The sequence below is a fragment of the Streptosporangium sp. NPDC049046 genome (assembly GCF_040649155.1).
GTDB lineage: Bacteria > Actinomycetota > Actinomycetes > Streptosporangiales > Streptosporangiaceae > Streptosporangium.
Genome location: NZ_JBEZEZ010000001.1, coordinates 102425 through 117967, shown reverse-complemented (window position 1 = coordinate 117967; position 15543 = coordinate 102425). Strand labels below are relative to the sequence as shown.

Genomic DNA, 15543 nt, shown 5'->3' with positions numbered 1-15543 from the left:
GGAACGCGCTGGTCGCGCCATGCTGGAGTTGAGGGGCCTCGTCATGCGGTTCGGCGGTGTCACGGCACTGCGCGAGGTGAACCTCACCGTCAACGAGGGAGAGATCTTCGCCCTCATCGGCCCGAACGGCGCGGGAAAGACCACGGTCTTCAACGTGGTGACCGGCGTCTACCAGCCGACCGAGGGCGAGGTTCGCTTCCTGGACGAGAAGATCAGCGGCATCAAGCGGTTCAAGATCACCAAGCGGGGCATCGCCCGCACGTTCCAGAACATCCGGCTGTTCCACAACATGACGGCGATCGAGAACGTGATGGTGGGCGCGGACGCGCACCACAAGTCGGGCATGGTCAGCGTGGCGCTGGGGCTTCCCTGGCACCGCAGGGCCGAGAAGGACGGGCGCAGGCTCGCGATGGAGCTGCTCGACTTCGTCGGCATCTCGCACCGCGCCAACGAGCACGCCAAGAACCTGCCCTACGGTGACCAGCGCCGCCTGGAGATCGCCCGCGCGCTCGCGACCAACCCGAAGCTGCTGCTGCTCGACGAGCCCGCCGCCGGTATGAACCCGGCGGAGAAGGTGGCGCTGCAGCAGCTGATCCGGGACATCCGCGACGCGGGCCGGACGATTCTGATCATCGAGCACGACATGAGCCTCATCATGGGCATCAGCGACCGCATCGCGGTGCTGGACTTCGGCCAGAAGATCGCCGATGGCCTGCCGGACGAGGTGCGGACCGACCCCCGGGTCGTCGAGGCGTATTTGGGAGCTCCCGCCGATGCTTCTTGAGGTCAAGGACATCCGTGTCCACTACGGCAAGATCGAGGCGCTCAAGGGCATCTCGGTCGAGGTGAACGAGGGCGAGATCGTCACGCTCATCGGGGCGAACGGGGCGGGCAAGACCACGACCCTGAAGACGATCTCGGGCCTGCGCGGCCTGACGTCGGGGAGCATCGTCTTCGACGGCAAGGACATCAGCAAGATGCCCGGCCATCAGCGGGTCATCGCGGGTCTGGGGCAGTCGCCCGAGGGCCGGGGAGTGTTCCCCGGCATGACGGTGCACGACAACCTGCTCATGGGCGCCTACACCCGCTCCGGAGACTTCAGCGCCGACCTGGCCGAGGTCTACGAGCTGTTCCCTCGCCTGGCCGAGCGCAGAAACCAGATGGGCGGCACGATGTCCGGCGGCGAGCAGCAGATGCTCGCCATCGGCCGCGCGCTGATGGCCAAGCCCAAGGTGCTGCTGCTCGACGAGCCGTCGATGGGCCTGGCGCCACTGCTGGTGCAGCAGATCTTCGAGATCATCGAGGAGATCAACCGCCGGGGCACCACGGTGCTGCTGGTGGAGCAGAACGCCCAGCAGGCGCTGAAGCTGGCCCACCGCGCCTACGTCCTGGAGACCGGGAAGGTGGTCAAGAGCGCGCCCGCGGACGAGCTGCTCAACGACCCCGCCGTGCAGGCCGCCTACCTGGGCGGCGGCGCGGAGATCGACCTGGAGGCGGAGGCGCAGGCACAGGCCGCTCCGGCGGCCTCGGCTCCGGCTCCCGCTCCGAAGGGGAGCCCCGCTCCCAAGGAGAGCAAGGAAGAGCTGACCTGAGGCCGTGATTCCACGGCCCACCCGGGCCTGAGGGCACCTGACGGGCCCGTCGCGCACTCCGCGCGGCGGGCCCGTTCGTGTGAGCACGGCGAGGAGCAGCCGGGGAGCCTCCCCTGCCTGCGGGAAGCCCGCGGGAAGTCCACGGCTCCCCGCGGGAAGCCCGTCGGGGAGCCGCGGGGAGAACGTCAGGGCGTCTCGGGCTTGAAGGCCCCTTCGCACGGGCCCCTGGGCCACACAGGCCCCTGGGCCGCTCCGCGCGGCGCCGGGGTGGGGGCGGGGCCGGCTCAGGGCAGCGGCACCTGCACACCGTCGGTGCTGCCGCCCACGCCGAGAGGCGGGTCGCCGAACAACCGGATCGCGGAGACCTTCGCCTCCTTGGGGATGTCGTACCAGAGGTCCAGCTCGATCCTGACCTGGGCGCCGAGCGGGAGCTCGTCGGGCTGCCGCTTGATGGCCTGCGCGAACTTGTCGACCGTGTAGGTGGCGCCGTCGGCGGCGACGAGCTTCTGCCGCTTGGCGTCGAAGCGGGAGTTGGTGCGGCCGGGGTTCTCCACGAGGATCCGCACGACCACGTACTGCCCCTTCGCCTGCCACTCGGCGTGGCTGCCGAAGAAGCCGCTCAGGCCCTTCTGCAGGCCGATCACCTGGAACCGGGTGTCACCGTCGGTGACCGGCGCGGCCTTGACGGCACTCTCACCCGGCCGCACCGGGCGCGGCGGGAGCTCGTATGTCGGGGTGGGCGTGGCCTGGGGGGAGGCGGGGTTCGCCTGGGGTGCTCCCGAGCAGCCGGACAGGCCGGACAGGAGGAGGGCGGCGAGGGCGGCACCGGCGATCGGTTTCAGGGGATCACGCACATCCGGCAAGGTAGTCGAGGTAGATCCTCTGGTTCAACGGCTCCCCGGATCACGGTTGCCGATCGGGCAAGTACCGGCGCCCGGATCCGCGCGGGGGCAGGGTATCGACCAGGAACCCTTGACCGCGGTTGTTGTCCGAATTGTGTCGTAGTGGTGATCTGCATGATTATGCAGGTGATGAAGCATGACCTGCACTGAGGTATCCATACAAGAAGCGACATTGACCGTAAGGAGGCCTTCGTGGGCCTGAGTTTTGTTTCCCGTCGTGCGATGGCGGTGGGTGCCATGGTCGTCGCCGGTGCGCTCGGCCTTTCGGCCTGCGGCGGTGGCACGTCCACCACCGCCAGCCCAAGCGATGGTGCCTCGGCAAGTGCTCCCGCGGCCGCGGAGGGCCCCAAGCTCGTCACCCCCGGCAAGCTGACCACCTGCACCAACCTTCCGTACGAGCCCTTCCAGTTCAAGGAGGGCGACAAGGTCGTCGGCTTCGACGTCGACATCGTCGACCTCGCCGCCAAGAAGCTCGGCCTGACGCAGGAGATCGTCGACATCGACTTCGCCGTCATCAAGAGCGGTGCGGCGATGGCCACCAACAAGTGTGACGTCGCCGCCGCCGGTATGACGATCACCGAGGAGCGCAAGGCCAACATCGACTTCTCCGTGCCCTACTTCGACGCCACGCAGGCTCTGCTGGCCAAGAAGGGGACCGGCGTCACCACCCTCGACGACGTGAAGGCGAAGAACCTCAAGCTCGGCGCCCAGGCCTCGACCACGGGCCTCGACTACGTCAAGGGGAAGGGCTTCGACCCCAAGGAGTTCGCCGACTCTCCCAAGGAGCTGCTCGGCCTGCAGTCCGGCCAGGTCGACGTGATCGTCCAGGACCTCCCGGTCGTCCTGACCTGGCTGAAGAAGCCCGAGATCGCCGACAAGTTCGAGCTGGTCGCCAGCCTCGACACCGGCGAGCAGTACGGCGTCGGCCTGAAGAAGAACGCCGACCCGATCCTGCTCAAGGCGATCAACGACTCGATCACCGAGGCCAAGGCCGACGGCACCTACGAGCAGATCTTCGTCAAGTGGTTCGGTAAGAAGCCCGGCGAGCTCGGTTAATCGATGACCGACCAGCCAAAGACGACAGAGCCCGCTCCTGCCGGGGGCGCCCCCGGCAGGAGCGGGCTCAGCCCCCGCAAGAGGCAGCAGATCAGCAGGGCCGTCCAGTACGTCGTACTGGCGGCCGTGGCGGTCTTCCTCGCCCTGCGCATCGAGTGGGGCAAGCTCGGTGAGAACTTCACCAAGCTCGACGTCGCCGAGCAGACGCTTCCCGACCTGTTCACGGTCGCGCTGAAGAACACGATCATCTACTCGGTCGGCGGTTTCGTCTTCGCCTTCCTCCTCGGCTTGGTGCTCGCGCTGATGCGGCTGTCGTCGGTGCGTCCCTACCGGTGGATCGCGGTCGCCTACATCGAGATCTTCCGCGGCCTGCCCGCGCTGTTGATCTTCCTGCTCATCCTGTTCCTGCCGCTCGCCATCACCGGCCTGGAGATCCCCGGCGGCACGTACGGCCAGGGCATCCTGGGCCTGACGATCGTCGGCTCGGCCTACATGGCCGAGACGCTCCGCGCCGGACTCCAGGCGGTGCCCAAGGGGCAGATGGAGGCGGCGCGCTCGCTGGGCATGTCGTACACGCGGGCCATGGTCTCCATCGTCATCCCGCAGGCCGTTCGCATCGTCATCCCGCCGACGACCAACCAGTTCGTGTCCCTGCTCAAGGACTCCTCGCTGGTGTTGTTCCTCGGCGTCTCCGGCGACTACGTCGAGCTCACCAAGTTCGGCAACGACACGGCCTCGACCTATGCCAACGCCACGCCCATCCTGGTCGTAGGCGTGACGTATCTACTGGTCACCATCCCGCTGGGCTACCTCGCGTCCCGGCTGGAGAGGCGACAGGCGAGGGGACGGTGACAGTGAGCTCAGCGAATCCGGAAACCTCGGAGGCCCCGGCGAACCACGCGGTCGAGATCCGTGACCTGCACAAGTACTTCGGCAAGAACGAAGTCCTGCGGGGCATCGACTTCGCCGTCGAACCCGGCCAGGTGGTCTGCGTGATCGGCCCCTCGGGGTCGGGCAAGTCCACGCTGCTGCGCTGCGTGAACCTCCTGGAACAACCCACGTCGGGCAAGGTCGTCGTCCACGGCGTGGAGCTGACCGACCGCGACGTCGACATCGACGCCGCCCGCCGGGGCGTCGGCATGGTCTTCCAGCAGTTCAACCTGTTCCCGCACATGACCGTCCTGCAGAACGTGATGATCTCGCAGCGCCGGGTGCTGAAGCGGGGCAAGGCGGAGGCCGAGCGGATCGCGAGGGAGAACCTGGAGAAGGTCGGCATCGGCGAGAAGTGCGACGCCTTCCCCGCCCAGCTCTCCGGCGGGCAGCAGCAGCGCGTGGCCATCGCGAGGGCACTCGCGATGAGCCCGGCGCTGATGCTCTTCGACGAGCCCACCTCGGCGCTCGACCCCGAGCTCGTCGGAGACGTGCTCACGGTCATGCGCAAACTCGCCGAGGAGGGGATGACCATGCTCGTGGTCACCCACGAGATGGCGTTCGCGCGCGACGTGGCCGACCGGGTCGTGTTCATGGACGGCGGCGTGATCGTGGAGGACGGCAGCCCCGAGCAGGTGATCGGCGCCCCCCAGCACGAGCGTACGAAGACCTTCCTGCGCCGCGTGCTCGACCCGACGCACACCGACATCTGACGCGCGTCGGCGGCCGGCACCGCCCCCGTACGGCCCGCGCCCGCCCGGCGCGGGCCGCACGGCAGGCCCGCGAACCCCAGGGCGTGTGGACCCGGTGAGCCCGGGGGAGACCTTTGGCGCCATACGGAGCTTCCCCGACCCCGTACGTTTTCTACTCGGCATCCCCACGGACATCACCGTCACCCACCGTAGCGGACCGGTTGCGCGAGGAAGGCAAAAAGGCGGTCGGAATATGATCGAGGACGAGATGTGATCAGGTGATCGGCGGACGTGATCGGGTCCGATTCGGACGCCTCAGGCGTCGCGGAGCATGCACGTGAGGCGCGAGGTGCACACCCTGCGGCCCTGCTCGTCAAGGATCTCGACGTCGTAGGTGGCGAGCGTACGGCCGCCGTGGATCCGGGTGGCGACCCCGGTGACCAGCCCCGACGTGGCCGCGCGGTGGTGGGTGGCGTTGATCTCGATACCCATCGCGACCCGCCCGGGACCCGCGTGGAGGGTCGCTCCCGTCGACCCCAGGGTCTCCGCCAGCACGCACGAGGCACCGCCGTGCAGCAGACCGAAGGGCTGGATGTTGCCCTTGACCGGCATCGTGCCCACCACCCGCTCGGCATCGGCCTCGGTGATGACGATGCCCATCAGCTCCACCAGCGTGTTCTTGTACGAGGCGCCGAGCGCCTCCTCGATCCGCCGAGCGGCTTCCTCGGGGTCTGTCACGGTCAAAGGGAAGTCTCCTGTCGTGCGAGGCCAGGTTTTCTGTCGCACCAGGAGACTAGGCTTTCTTTGTGCCGAAGAGCGAAGCGACCCCCACTCGACCGTGTCTCCTGCTGCTGGATGGGCATTCACTGGCCTATCGGGCGTTCTATGCCCTGCCGGAGGAGAACTTCTCCACCAGCACGGGCCAGACGACCAACGCGGTCTACGGTTTCACCTCGATGCTGGTCAACGTGCTCCGCGACGAGCGGCCGACCCACGTGGCGGTCTGCTTCGACCGCTCCGAGCCGACGTTCCGCCACGAGGAATACGCCGACTACAAGGCGAACCGGAGCGCGAGCCCCGACAGTTTCCGCAGCCAGATGAGCCTGATCCACGAGGTGCTCGACGCGATGGGCGTGCCGCACCTGTCGCTCGCCGGATACGAGGCCGACGACCTGATCGCCACCCTCGCCACCCGCGCCGCCGAGCAGGGCATGAACGTGCTCGTCGTCACCGGCGACCGCGACGCGCTGCAGCTCGTCGACGAGCGGATCACCGTGCTGATGACCCGCGTCGGCATCAGCAACATGACCCGCTTCACCCCCGAGGCGGTGCTGGAGAAGTACGAGCTCACCCCGGCCCAATATCCGGACTTCGCGGCCATCCGCGGCGACTCCAGCGACAACCTGAAGAACATCCCCGGCGTGGGCGAGAAGACCGCGGCCAAGTGGATTCGCGAGTTCGGGTCGCTGGAGGAGCTGGTCAACCGCGTCGACGAGGTCAAGGGCAAGGTCGGCGACAAGCTCCGCGACCACCTCGACCAGGTGCTGATGAACCGGCGCCTCACCCAGCTGATCCGCGACGTGCCGCTGGAGCGCGAGGTCACCAGCCTGGAGATCGGCACGGCCGACCGCGACGAGATCAACAAGATCCTCGACACGCTGGAGTTCCGCGGCGAGATCCGCGACCGGGTGTTCAAGACGATCGGCTCGCCCGAGGCCGAGGCCGAGGAGGGCTTCGAGGTCGAGGTCGTCACCCTGGGCCCCGACGAGGTGGCTCCGTGGCTGCGCGCGCTGCCCGAGGGCCGCGCCGGCCTCGCCTTCAAGGGCACGTACGGCAGCGGCACCGGTCGCGTCGACAGCATCGCCGTCGCGGCGGCCGGAGCGGGAGCCGGCGCGGGGGAGGGGAAGGCGGCCCCGGGCGGTCCCGGCGCCGCGTTCATCGACCCGACCACGCTGACCGAGGCCGACGAGGCGGCCCTGCGCGAGTGGCTCGCCGACCCGTCGAAGCCCAAGGCCGTGCACGACGCCAAGGGCCCGATGCTCGCGCTGTGGGCGCAGGGCATGGAGCTGCGCGGCCTCACCTGCGACACCGCGCTCGCGGCTTACCTCGCGATGCCGGGGCAGCGCTCGTTCCCGCTGGAAGACCTCGTGCGGGTCTACCTACGCCGCGAGCTGCGCGGTGAGACCGACAACGGCGGCCAGGCGAGCCTCTTCGACGACCAGGACGACGACGGCTCCCACGACCTCGCCCTGCGGGCGCTCGCGGTCGGCGAGCTCGCCGACGCGCTGGAGACGTTCCTGGAGCCGTTGGGCGGCACCCACCTCATGCGCGACGTGGAGCTGCCGCTCGTCACCGTGCTGGCCGAGCTGGAGCGGGCCGGCATCGCCGCCGACAGGGAGTATCTCAGCGGGCTGGAGGCCGAGTTCGGCGCCGCGGTCAAGCAGGCGATCGAGGCGGCGCACGCGTCCGTGGGCGGCGAGCAGTTCAACCTGGGCTCGCCCAAGCAGCTCCAGGAGATCCTGTTCGTCAAGCTCAACCTGCCCAAGACGAAGAAGACCAAGACGGGTTACACCACCGACGCCTCCGCGCTGGCCTGGCTCGCCGCCCAGACCGAGCACGAGCTGCCGACGATCATGCTGCGCCACCGCGACCAGGCCAAGCTGAAGGTCACGGTCGAGGGCCTGATCAAGGAGATCGCCGACGACGGCCGCATCCACACCACGTTCAACCAGATCGTCGCCGTCACCGGCCGGCTCAGCTCGGAGAAGCCCAACCTGCAGAACATCCCGATCCGCACCGCGGAGGGCCGCCGCATCCGGCAGGGCTTCGTGGTCGGCAAGGGCTTCGAGACCCTGCTCACCGCCGACTACAGCCAGATCGAGCTGCGCGTCATGGCCCACCTGTCCGGTGACGAGGCGCTCATCGCCTCCTTCGAGTCCGGGCACGACTTCCACATGGCCACCGCGGCGAGGGTCTTCGACGTCGAGCCGGAGAAGGTCACCGGGGAGATGCGGGCCAAGATCAAGGCGATGAACTACGGCCTCGCCTACGGCCTGTCCGACTTCGGGCTCTCCGAGCAGCTCAACATCCCGGTCTCCGAGGCACGGGCGCTCAAGGAGGAATACTTCGAGGAGTTCGGCGGCGTCCGCGACTTCCTCAACGCGATCGTCGCGCAGGCCAGGAACGACGGCTACACCGAGACCATCCTCGGCCGCCGCCGCTACCTGCCCGACCTCAACAGCGACAACCGCCAGCGCCGCGAGATCGCCGAGCGGATGGCGCTCAACGCGCCCATCCAGGGGTCGGCCGCCGACATCATCAAGGTCGCGATGCTCAACGTGCAGAGTGCGCTGAAGGAGGCGGCCCTCGGCTCCCGGATGCTGCTGCAGGTCCACGACGAACTCGTGTTCGAGGTGGCCCCCGGCGAGCTGGAGACCCTGCGGGAGCTGGTCACCGACCGGATGAACGCCGCATACTCCCTGCGCGTCCCGCTCGCCGTCTCGGTGGGCGTCGGCCGCACCTGGGAGGACGCCGGCCACTGACGGGCCACTGACGGGGCCCTGGGCGGCTCCTGGGATGGCCGGCGGGCACCGACGGCCTCCGGAGTCGCCCGGAGTCGCCCGGAGACCGCCGCGTGCCCGCCGCGTGCCCGCCGCGTGCCCGCCGACCGCTCTCGGTCGCACCTGGGAGGACTCCGGACGCCGACGGTCCCGGGACCCCCATCCGGTGGGCGCCGTCCGGATCGGCTCTCGGCCGCCCCTGCGGGGACTCCGGGCGCCGACGGCCCCGGCCCGTTCGGCGGCCACCGTCCCACAGGCTCTCTCACGAACTTGTGAGGACGCCGACCGTCGAGAGCCTCACCGGTCCCACCTGGGAGGACGCCGGGTCCTGGCGATCACCTCCCGGGCGGGGAGAGACCGTTTCCGCCCCGTCGGGCCCATCGATCGGCCAGGCCTGTCCGAAGCCTGTTCTAAGGTGGTGATCCAAGCCGAAAAGCTCGACGGGCACGGGAGTTCAGTGCGGAGTACGACCCCCCTGACGAAGATCATCATGCTGGCCAACGTGCTGGTCGTCGCGGTGGCGCTGATAGGGCTCCTGGTCCTCCCGTCCGCCTCGGCGCCGCCCGGCGCTCCCCGGCAGGGAGTGGCGGTGAGTGGCCCGTCCCCGACCTCCTCCGCGTCCCCCTCGCCGACACCCGACCTGCCCTCGGCCGAGCTGCCGCCGCCGATCACCGCCTCGGCGGAGTTCGCGCGGCAGGTGAAGGCGAACGAGGCCGGAGTGGTCCCGATCCTGATGTACCACCGGATCACCCGCAAGCGGCTGGCGTCGATCGACCGCACCCCCGCCCAGGTACGCAAGGAGCTGGAGAGGCTCGCCAGGGACGGCTACGTGCCGGTCACCGCCCGGGAGTTCGCCACCGGCAGGATGGACATCCCGGCGGGCAAGTATCCGGTCGTGCTCACCTTCGACGACGGCCATCCCAGCCACTTCGCCCTCGAGGCGGACGGCACCCCGGTCAAGGACACCGCGGTCGGCATCATCTACCAGGTCGCCGTGAAGTATCCCGGCTTCCGGCCCGTCGCCACCTTCTGGGTCAACCAGCACCCGTTCGGCCTGCGGGAGGAGAAGGACCAGGAGCGGGCCGTGCAGTGGCTGGTCTCGCGGGGCTTCGAGGTGGCCAACCACACCTGGAGCCACCCCCACCTGCCGAGCCTGCCCAAGAAGAAGATCGCCGAGCAGCTCGCCAGGGTCGAGCGGCTGCTGAAGAGGCTCGGCGTGCCCCCCTCGGAGACGATGGCGCTGCCGTTCGGTGCGATGCCCCGCAAAAGATCTACCGTGCAGTCGGGAAAATGGCGTGACGTTTCCTATCGGTTCAAGGGCGTCTTCCTGGCCGGCGCCGAACCGTCGGTCTCGCCGTTCGTCAAGGGCCACGACTGGCGCGCGATCCAGCGGATCCAGAGCAACGGCAAAAAGGGGGAGTGCCGCAAGTGGTGTTCGGACTACTGGCTCGGGTGGTTGGACAAGCATCCCGGCGAGCGTTACACGGCCGACGGCGACCCCGAACGCATCTCCATCCCGGACAGGCTTCGGGGTAGTATCAGGGCGGACCAGAGGAAGAAGATCAACGCTTATTGAGCGAGATCGTTATCCTTCTGGCACGTGGGCGCGTAGAGTCGTTGGATTGACCATACCCGTCTGGTCTCATATGCTGATCGCTGCGTTGTGGGCTCGCGCGTGTCTCGGACGGAGTGGGCTCGCGCTCGATCACGCCGATACTTTTTTCTTCGGCTGACGGTAAGAAGCCTGCCGCGCGTTCGCCACATCGACATCTGTCCGCGTTCGGAGCAACTCCACACATGACGAGCAGCACTGAGGCCACCTCGAGCACCCCGCAGGTAGCGGTCAACGACATCGGCTCCGAGGAAGAGTTCCTCGCAGCGATCGACCTGACCATCAAGTACTTCAACGACGGCGACATCGTCGAGGGCACCGTCGTCAAGGTCGATCGAGACGAAGTTTTGCTCGACATCGGCTACAAGACCGAGGGTGTCATCCCCTCGCGAGAGCTCTCGATCAAGCACGATGTCGACCCGGCGGATGTCGTCGAGGTTGGCGAGCACGTCGAGGCCCTTGTTCTCCAGAAGGAAGACAAGGAAGGCCGCCTGATCCTGTCCAAGAAGCGCGCTCAGTACGAGCGGGCCTGGGGCACGATCGAGAAGATCAAGGACGAGGACGGCATCGTCACCGGCACGGTCATCGAGGTCGTCAAGGGTGGTCTCATCCTCGACATCGGCCTGCGCGGCTTCCTGCCGGCGTCCCTGGTCGAGATGCGGCGCGTCCGCGACCTCCAGCCGTACGTGGGCCGCGAGCTCGAAGCGAAGATCATCGAGCTCGACAAGAACCGCAACAACGTGGTTCTCTCCCGCCGCGCCTGGCTTGAGCAGACCCAGTCCGAGGTTCGCCAGACGTTCCTCAACACCCTGCAGAAGGGTCAGGTCCGCAAGGGCGTCGTCTCCTCGATCGTCAACTTCGGTGCGTTCGTCGATCTCGGCGGCGTCGACGGTCTGGTCCACGTCTCCGAGCTCTCCTGGAAGCACATCGACCACCCCTCCGAGGTCGTCGAGGTCGGCCAGGAGGTCACCGTCGAGGTGCTCGACGTCGACATGGAGCGCGAGCGCGTCTCCCTGTCGCTCAAGGCGACGCAGGAAGACCCCTGGCAGCAGTTCGCCCGCACCCACCAGATCGGTCAGGTCGTTCCGGGCCGCGTCACCAAGCTGGTGCCGTTCGGTGCGTTCGTCCGCGTCGAGGAGGGCATCGAGGGCCTGGTCCACATCTCCGAGCTGGCCGAGCGCCACGTCGAGATCCCCGAGCAGGTCGTCCAGGTCGGCGACGAGATCTTCGTGAAGATCATCGACATCGACCTTGAGCGCCGCCGGATCTCGCTCTCGCTCAAGCAGGCGAACGAGGGTGCGATCGGCGCCGACGTCGAGTTCGACCCCACGCTGTACGGCATGGCGGCGACCTACGACGACTCGGGCAACTACATCTACCCCGAGGGTTTCGACTCCGAGACCGGCGAGTGGCTCGAAGGCTTCGACAAGCAGCGCGAGGAGTGGGAGCGGCAGTACGCCGAGGCTCAGACCCGCTTCGAGGCTCACAAGAAGCAGGTCGAGGAGGCCCGCAAGGCCGAGGCCGAGGCGGGCGAGGCGGCCCCCACGTCCTACTCCGGCGAGACCCCGTCCTCGGGTTCCACCGGTGCCTCCACCAGCGGCAGCAGCGGCTCCTCCGCTCCGGCGGCGGGCGCCCTCGCCTCCGACGAGGCTCTCGCGGCCCTGCGCGAGAAGCTCGCGGGCGGCCAGAGCTGACCCGGTGCCGACGGCGCTGACAACGCGGTAGAAGATCGAAGGAAGGGCCCCGCTCCGGCGGGGCCCTTTCCGCGTTCCCGGAGTGCTTCCCCTGCCGGGGGCTCTCGCCCGGCCGCTAGGGTGGCGCCGTGACCATGATCGAGTGGGCGGAGCCCGAGGACGCGGGCGAGATCCTGACCGTGCAGCGCGCCGCCTACGTGAGCGAGGCCCAGCTCTACGGCGACCCGTTCATCGCGCCGCTCGTGGAGTCGATCGCCCAGGTCCGTCAGGCCGTCGAGACGGCCACCGTGCTCGTCGCCCGCGACGGAGCGCGGATCGTGGGCGCGGTCCGCGGCCGGATGTCCGGAACGACCTGCCTGGTCGGTCGCCTGGTGGTCGCCCCCGACCGGCAGGGCGAGGGCATCGGCGGAGCCCTGCTGGTAGCCCTGCACGAGGAGGCCGCCACGGCACTCGCCTTCGACCTGTTCACCGGCCACCTGTCGGAGGGCAACCTGCGTCTCTACCGCCGCCACGGCTACCGCGAGACGCGCAGGGAGCGGATGACCGACCACCTCACCCTGGTGCACATGCGCAGGGAGCTCTGAGGGCACCCAGGAGCGTCTTCGTGCGCGAATCGATCCGTTGGAGCGTTCTGCGCCTGAAGGGCGGCAGGCGTGACCTCCGGCGCCGAGAGGGGCGACTCCGGCTTCCGAGCCGACCATGCCGCAGCACGGCCGGTACGGCGTATGCTGCGGATCATGTTGATGGTGGGGCTTACCGGTGGCATCGGGTCGGGCAAGAGCGAGGTCTCCCGGAGGCTGGGCGCCCGCGGCGCCGTGATCATCGACGCCGACAAGATCGCCAGAGAGGTGGTCGAGCCGGGAACCCCCGGACTGGCACGCGTGACCGGGGTCTTCGGCACGGGCATCCTGCGCGAGGACGGCTCGCTCGACCGGGAGAAGCTCGGCTCGATCGTCTTCTCCGACTCCGAGAAGCTCGCCTCGCTCAACGCCATCGTCCACCCCCTCGTCGGCGCGCGGGTCGCCGAGCTGCAGGAGCAGACGGCCCCCGGCAGCATCGTGATCTACGACGTGCCGCTGCTGGCGGAGAACAAGCTCGCCCCCATGTACGAGGTGGTGATCGTCGTCGACGCCTCCGACGAGGTGCGCCTCGCCCGGCTGGTCGAGCTGCGCGGCATGAGCGAGCAGGACGCGAGGGCGAGGCTCGCGGCCCAGGCGACCCGCGAGGAGCGGCTGGAGATCGCCGACATCGTGGTGCCGAACGAGGGCACCCTGGAGGAGCTGGAGGCCCGGATGGACGGCCTCTGGTCCGACCTGAAGGCCCGCGCCACCGACTGAGCCCCCTCCCCCCCTCCTGGAGCGATCCGCCCAGGTGAGGCGTGCGATCATTTCCGATGTGCTGCGACGACTGACCCTCCTGGACTGGATCCGGCTCGCGCTGCTGGGCCTCGGACTCCTGTTCGTCGCGACCGGCCTGCTTCCCCTGCGGGAGGCCGAGAGCCAGATGGAGCGGATCGCCCCCATCCTGCTCTTCCTCGCCGCGGTGGTCGTCCTCGCCGACCTCGTCAAGGAGGCCGGGCTCTTCGACGTGATCGCGACCCGGCTGGCGATGCTGGGCGGCGGTGGGTACGCCGTGCTCTTCCTGCTCTGCACGGCCTTCGCGTCGCTGGTCACGATCTTCCTGAACCTGGACACCACCGCGGTACTACTGACGCCCGTGATGCTCGCCCTCGCGGCCAGGACCGGGATCGCCGCACTGCCGCTGGCCATGACGACCCTCTGGCTGGCCAACACCGCCAGCCTGCTACTGCCGGTCTCGAACCTGACGAACCTGCTGGTCCTGGGACGGGTGGAGATGTCCACCCGCGAGTTCGCGGGAAGGCTCTGGATCCCCCAGCTCGTCGCGATCGCGATCACCATGCTCTTCCTGTGGGTCTTCTTCTGGCGCCGGGGCCGGCGCGGCGCCGACCGCTACACCCCGCCGATTCCCGAGCCGGTCGCGGATCGGGCGCTGTTCGCAATCGCGGCCGGGGTCTGTGCGCTTTTCGTCGCCGCGATCCTCCTGGAACTGCCGATCCAGTTCGCCGCCCTGGCCGGGGCGGCCCTGATGGTCGCCGCCTTCGCCTGGCGGGACCGCGCCAAGCTCACCTTCGCCCTGTTCCCCTGGCAACTGCTCGTCTTCGTGGTGGGCCTGTTCCTGGTGGTGCCCACGCTGAGCCGGCACGGCCTGGCCTCGGTGATGGGCACCCTGATCGGAACCCACACGGGTGACGGGGCCTACGGAGTGGCGGCCGTCGGCGCGGTGCTGTCCAACCTGATCAACAACCTGCCCGCCTACACCGCGGTGGAGCAGGTCATCCCCGTCGGCGACCGGGAGGCGCTGTTCGCCCTGCTCATCGGCACCAACGTCGGCGCGGTGATCACCCCGTGGGCCTCCCTCGCCACCCTGCTCTGGTTCGAGTGGTGCCGCCGCAGGGGAGTACGGGTGCCGATACGCACCTTCCTGCTGGCCGGGACCGCACTGGTCGTGGTGGCCGTCCCGGCCACCGTGGCGGCCCTGCTGCTCACCGCCTGAACGGCGTACGGCTTGCCGACACCGCCTGCGCGCTCTCGGCGGTCGGCCTCTGCCGGCGCGGCGCCCAGGCCGTGCGGCGCGCTGAACGAGTCGTTCGTCATCGAGGCGAGTGGAAATTGCGCACTAAATCATGGCCCTAAAGTGGTCGGATGGTCTACATCCGTACGGTGAAGATCGCCTCCGGAGCGCGTACGGTGCAGATCGTTCACTCCTCCCGCCAGATTTCCCGGAATATCGAGCATATCGGCTCGGTCCATAACGAGGTCCAACTCGAACTGCTCAAGACCGTGGCTCGGCAATGACTCGCCGCCGGGCAGGGAGAACTCGACCTAGGTCTGGACACCCCGCTCTAGACTGACGGCCCATTATCGATCATCGCTTCCCGTAGGGGCACCCAGGGGATGCCCTGAGCGCCGCTCATGAGACCCTCGGGTTCGATAACGCAAGCGGCGGTAATGAGGTCTTCCGGCACCTGGTCCTGGCCCGGATCATCGAGCCGATCAGCAAGTTGAATTCGTTACGCGTACCGGCCGACAGGGGCATCGACGAGCAGGTCCGTGCTATCGCAAGATCGAGATCCAAGCCGGCGATCACATCATCACGGCAGCCGACCCGCTACCGACCGACATCCGGTCGGCCATCGAGGCGATCAAGGCCTGAGCCGCTGCGCACTAAATTGGCCTAACTCGGGTTAGCTATCTGCGTAACCCGACAGAATCATTCAGTGATGTTGCAAATCAATTAACAGGGAATCAACTCGTCATAGATATAAATCTGTAACATTTGCCCCTCTTGCTAGATTTTGCTGGTGCGGATAAAACTTTTCTGACTGATCATCCGAACATCCGGTGAATGAGAGGGTTTGTGAACGAATTAAAAATTCGGCCCATCTTCCGGATTGGCAGGCCATCCGGACGACTGGCGATTGCGA

General features: G+C 68.1%; 14 protein-coding genes. 12 read left to right on the top strand and 2 right to left on the bottom strand.

The window, feature by feature from the left end; all coding sequences use genetic code 11:
* The first annotated feature begins 19 nt into the window (after positions 1 to 19).
* Positions 20 to 784 (top strand): ABC transporter ATP-binding protein, encoded by a 765-nt coding sequence (locus AB0B96_RS00535; protein ID WP_350948283.1) that lies wholly within the window; start codon positions 20 to 22, stop codon positions 782 to 784.
* Positions 774 to 1592, top strand: coding sequence for an ABC transporter ATP-binding protein (locus AB0B96_RS00530; protein WP_362895258.1), 819 nt, complete (start codon positions 774 to 776; stop codon positions 1590 to 1592). The genes AB0B96_RS00535 and AB0B96_RS00530 overlap by 11 nt, the downstream gene beginning before the upstream one ends.
* A gap of 284 nt (positions 1593 to 1876) precedes the next feature.
* On the opposite strand, the gene AB0B96_RS00525 is transcribed toward AB0B96_RS00530, so the two are convergent.
* Entirely contained in the window at positions 1877 to 2446 is a 570-nt protein-coding gene (locus AB0B96_RS00525; protein WP_362895256.1) for a DUF4352 domain-containing protein, read from the bottom strand.
* A gap of 270 nt (positions 2447 to 2716) precedes the next feature.
* Between AB0B96_RS00525 and AB0B96_RS00520 the strand changes: the two genes are divergently transcribed.
* From AB0B96_RS00520 to AB0B96_RS00510, 3 genes are read left to right on the top strand one after another with little or no spacing between them, the layout of a single operon-like run.
* Positions 2717 to 3550, top strand: coding sequence for an ABC transporter substrate-binding protein (locus AB0B96_RS00520; RefSeq protein WP_362895254.1), 834 nt, complete (start codon positions 2717 to 2719; stop codon positions 3548 to 3550).
* A gap of 3 nt (positions 3551 to 3553) precedes the next feature.
* Positions 3554 to 4402, top strand: a complete 849-nt coding sequence (locus AB0B96_RS00515) for an amino acid ABC transporter permease (protein ID WP_362895252.1) — start codon at positions 3554 to 3556, stop codon at positions 4400 to 4402.
* Between the two features lie 2 nt (positions 4403 to 4404).
* Positions 4405 to 5193 carry an amino acid ABC transporter ATP-binding protein gene (locus AB0B96_RS00510; protein WP_350948200.1) on the top strand — a complete coding sequence of 263 codons (789 nt, stop codon included), beginning with the start codon at positions 4405 to 4407 and terminating at the stop codon, positions 5191 to 5193.
* Between the two features lie 294 nt (positions 5194 to 5487).
* On the opposite strand, the gene AB0B96_RS00505 is transcribed toward AB0B96_RS00510, so the two are convergent.
* Positions 5488 to 5832 (bottom strand): hotdog fold thioesterase, encoded by a 345-nt coding sequence (locus AB0B96_RS00505; protein WP_362895818.1) that lies wholly within the window; start codon positions 5830 to 5832, stop codon positions 5488 to 5490.
* A 146-nt stretch (positions 5833 to 5978) separates the two neighbouring features.
* On the opposite strand from AB0B96_RS00505, the gene polA reads away from it, so the two are divergent.
* The 7 genes from polA to AB0B96_RS00470 all read left to right on the top strand — a co-directional run bounded on the left by polA (position 5979) and on the right by AB0B96_RS00470 (position 14914).
* A complete protein-coding gene (gene polA, locus AB0B96_RS00500) occupies positions 5979 to 8714 on the top strand; it encodes a DNA polymerase I (RefSeq protein ID WP_362895249.1) in 2736 nt (911 codons plus the stop codon).
* A gap of 475 nt (positions 8715 to 9189) precedes the next feature.
* Positions 9190 to 10308: a polysaccharide deacetylase family protein gene (locus AB0B96_RS00495; RefSeq protein WP_362895247.1), complete on the top strand. Its 1119-nt coding sequence runs from the start codon at positions 9190 to 9192 to the stop codon at positions 10306 to 10308.
* 221 nt (positions 10309 to 10529) lie between these two features.
* The gene (gene rpsA, locus AB0B96_RS00490; RefSeq protein WP_350948203.1) at positions 10530 to 12038 is read left to right on the top strand and encodes a 30S ribosomal protein S1; all 1509 of its coding nucleotides are present in this window, start codon (positions 10530 to 10532) and stop codon (positions 12036 to 12038) included.
* Between the two features lie 134 nt (positions 12039 to 12172).
* On the top strand, positions 12173 to 12622 hold the full coding sequence (locus AB0B96_RS00485; RefSeq protein WP_362895816.1) for a GNAT family N-acetyltransferase: 450 nt from the start codon (positions 12173 to 12175) through the stop codon (positions 12620 to 12622).
* A 153-nt stretch (positions 12623 to 12775) separates the two neighbouring features.
* Positions 12776 to 13375: a dephospho-CoA kinase gene (coaE, locus tag AB0B96_RS00480; protein WP_362895244.1), complete on the top strand. Its 600-nt coding sequence runs from the start codon at positions 12776 to 12778 to the stop codon at positions 13373 to 13375.
* Between the two features lie 58 nt (positions 13376 to 13433).
* Entirely contained in the window at positions 13434 to 14612 is a 1179-nt protein-coding gene (locus tag AB0B96_RS00475) for an SLC13 family permease (protein ID WP_362895242.1), read from the top strand.
* Positions 14613 to 14761: 149 nt separating this feature from the next.
* Positions 14762 to 14914, top strand: a complete 153-nt coding sequence (locus tag AB0B96_RS00470; RefSeq protein ID WP_362895240.1) for a hypothetical protein — start codon at positions 14762 to 14764, stop codon at positions 14912 to 14914.
* The last annotated feature ends 629 nt before the right edge of the window (positions 14915 to 15543 follow it).

Coding starts and splice junctions, on each gene's coding strand:
- AB0B96_RS00535 (WP_350948283.1), top strand. CDS start 20: ATGCTGGAGTTGAGGGGCCTCGTCATGCGGTTCGGCGGTGTCACGGCA.
- AB0B96_RS00530 (WP_362895258.1), top strand. CDS start 774: ATGCTTCTTGAGGTCAAGGACATCCGTGTCCACTACGGCAAGATCGAG.
- AB0B96_RS00520 (WP_362895254.1), top strand. CDS start 2,717: ATGGCGGTGGGTGCCATGGTCGTCGCCGGTGCGCTCGGCCTTTCGGCC.
- AB0B96_RS00515 (WP_362895252.1), top strand. CDS start 3,554: ATGACCGACCAGCCAAAGACGACAGAGCCCGCTCCTGCCGGGGGCGCC.
- AB0B96_RS00505 (WP_362895818.1), bottom strand. CDS start 5,832: ATGGGCATCGTCATCACCGAGGCCGATGCCGAGCGGGTGGTGGGCACG.
- rpsA (WP_350948203.1), top strand. CDS start 10,530: ATGACGAGCAGCACTGAGGCCACCTCGAGCACCCCGCAGGTAGCGGTC.
- AB0B96_RS00485 (WP_362895816.1), top strand. CDS start 12,173: ATGATCGAGTGGGCGGAGCCCGAGGACGCGGGCGAGATCCTGACCGTG.
- coaE (WP_362895244.1), top strand. CDS start 12,776: ATGTTGATGGTGGGGCTTACCGGTGGCATCGGGTCGGGCAAGAGCGAG.
- AB0B96_RS00470 (WP_362895240.1), top strand. CDS start 14,762: ATGGTCTACATCCGTACGGTGAAGATCGCCTCCGGAGCGCGTACGGTG.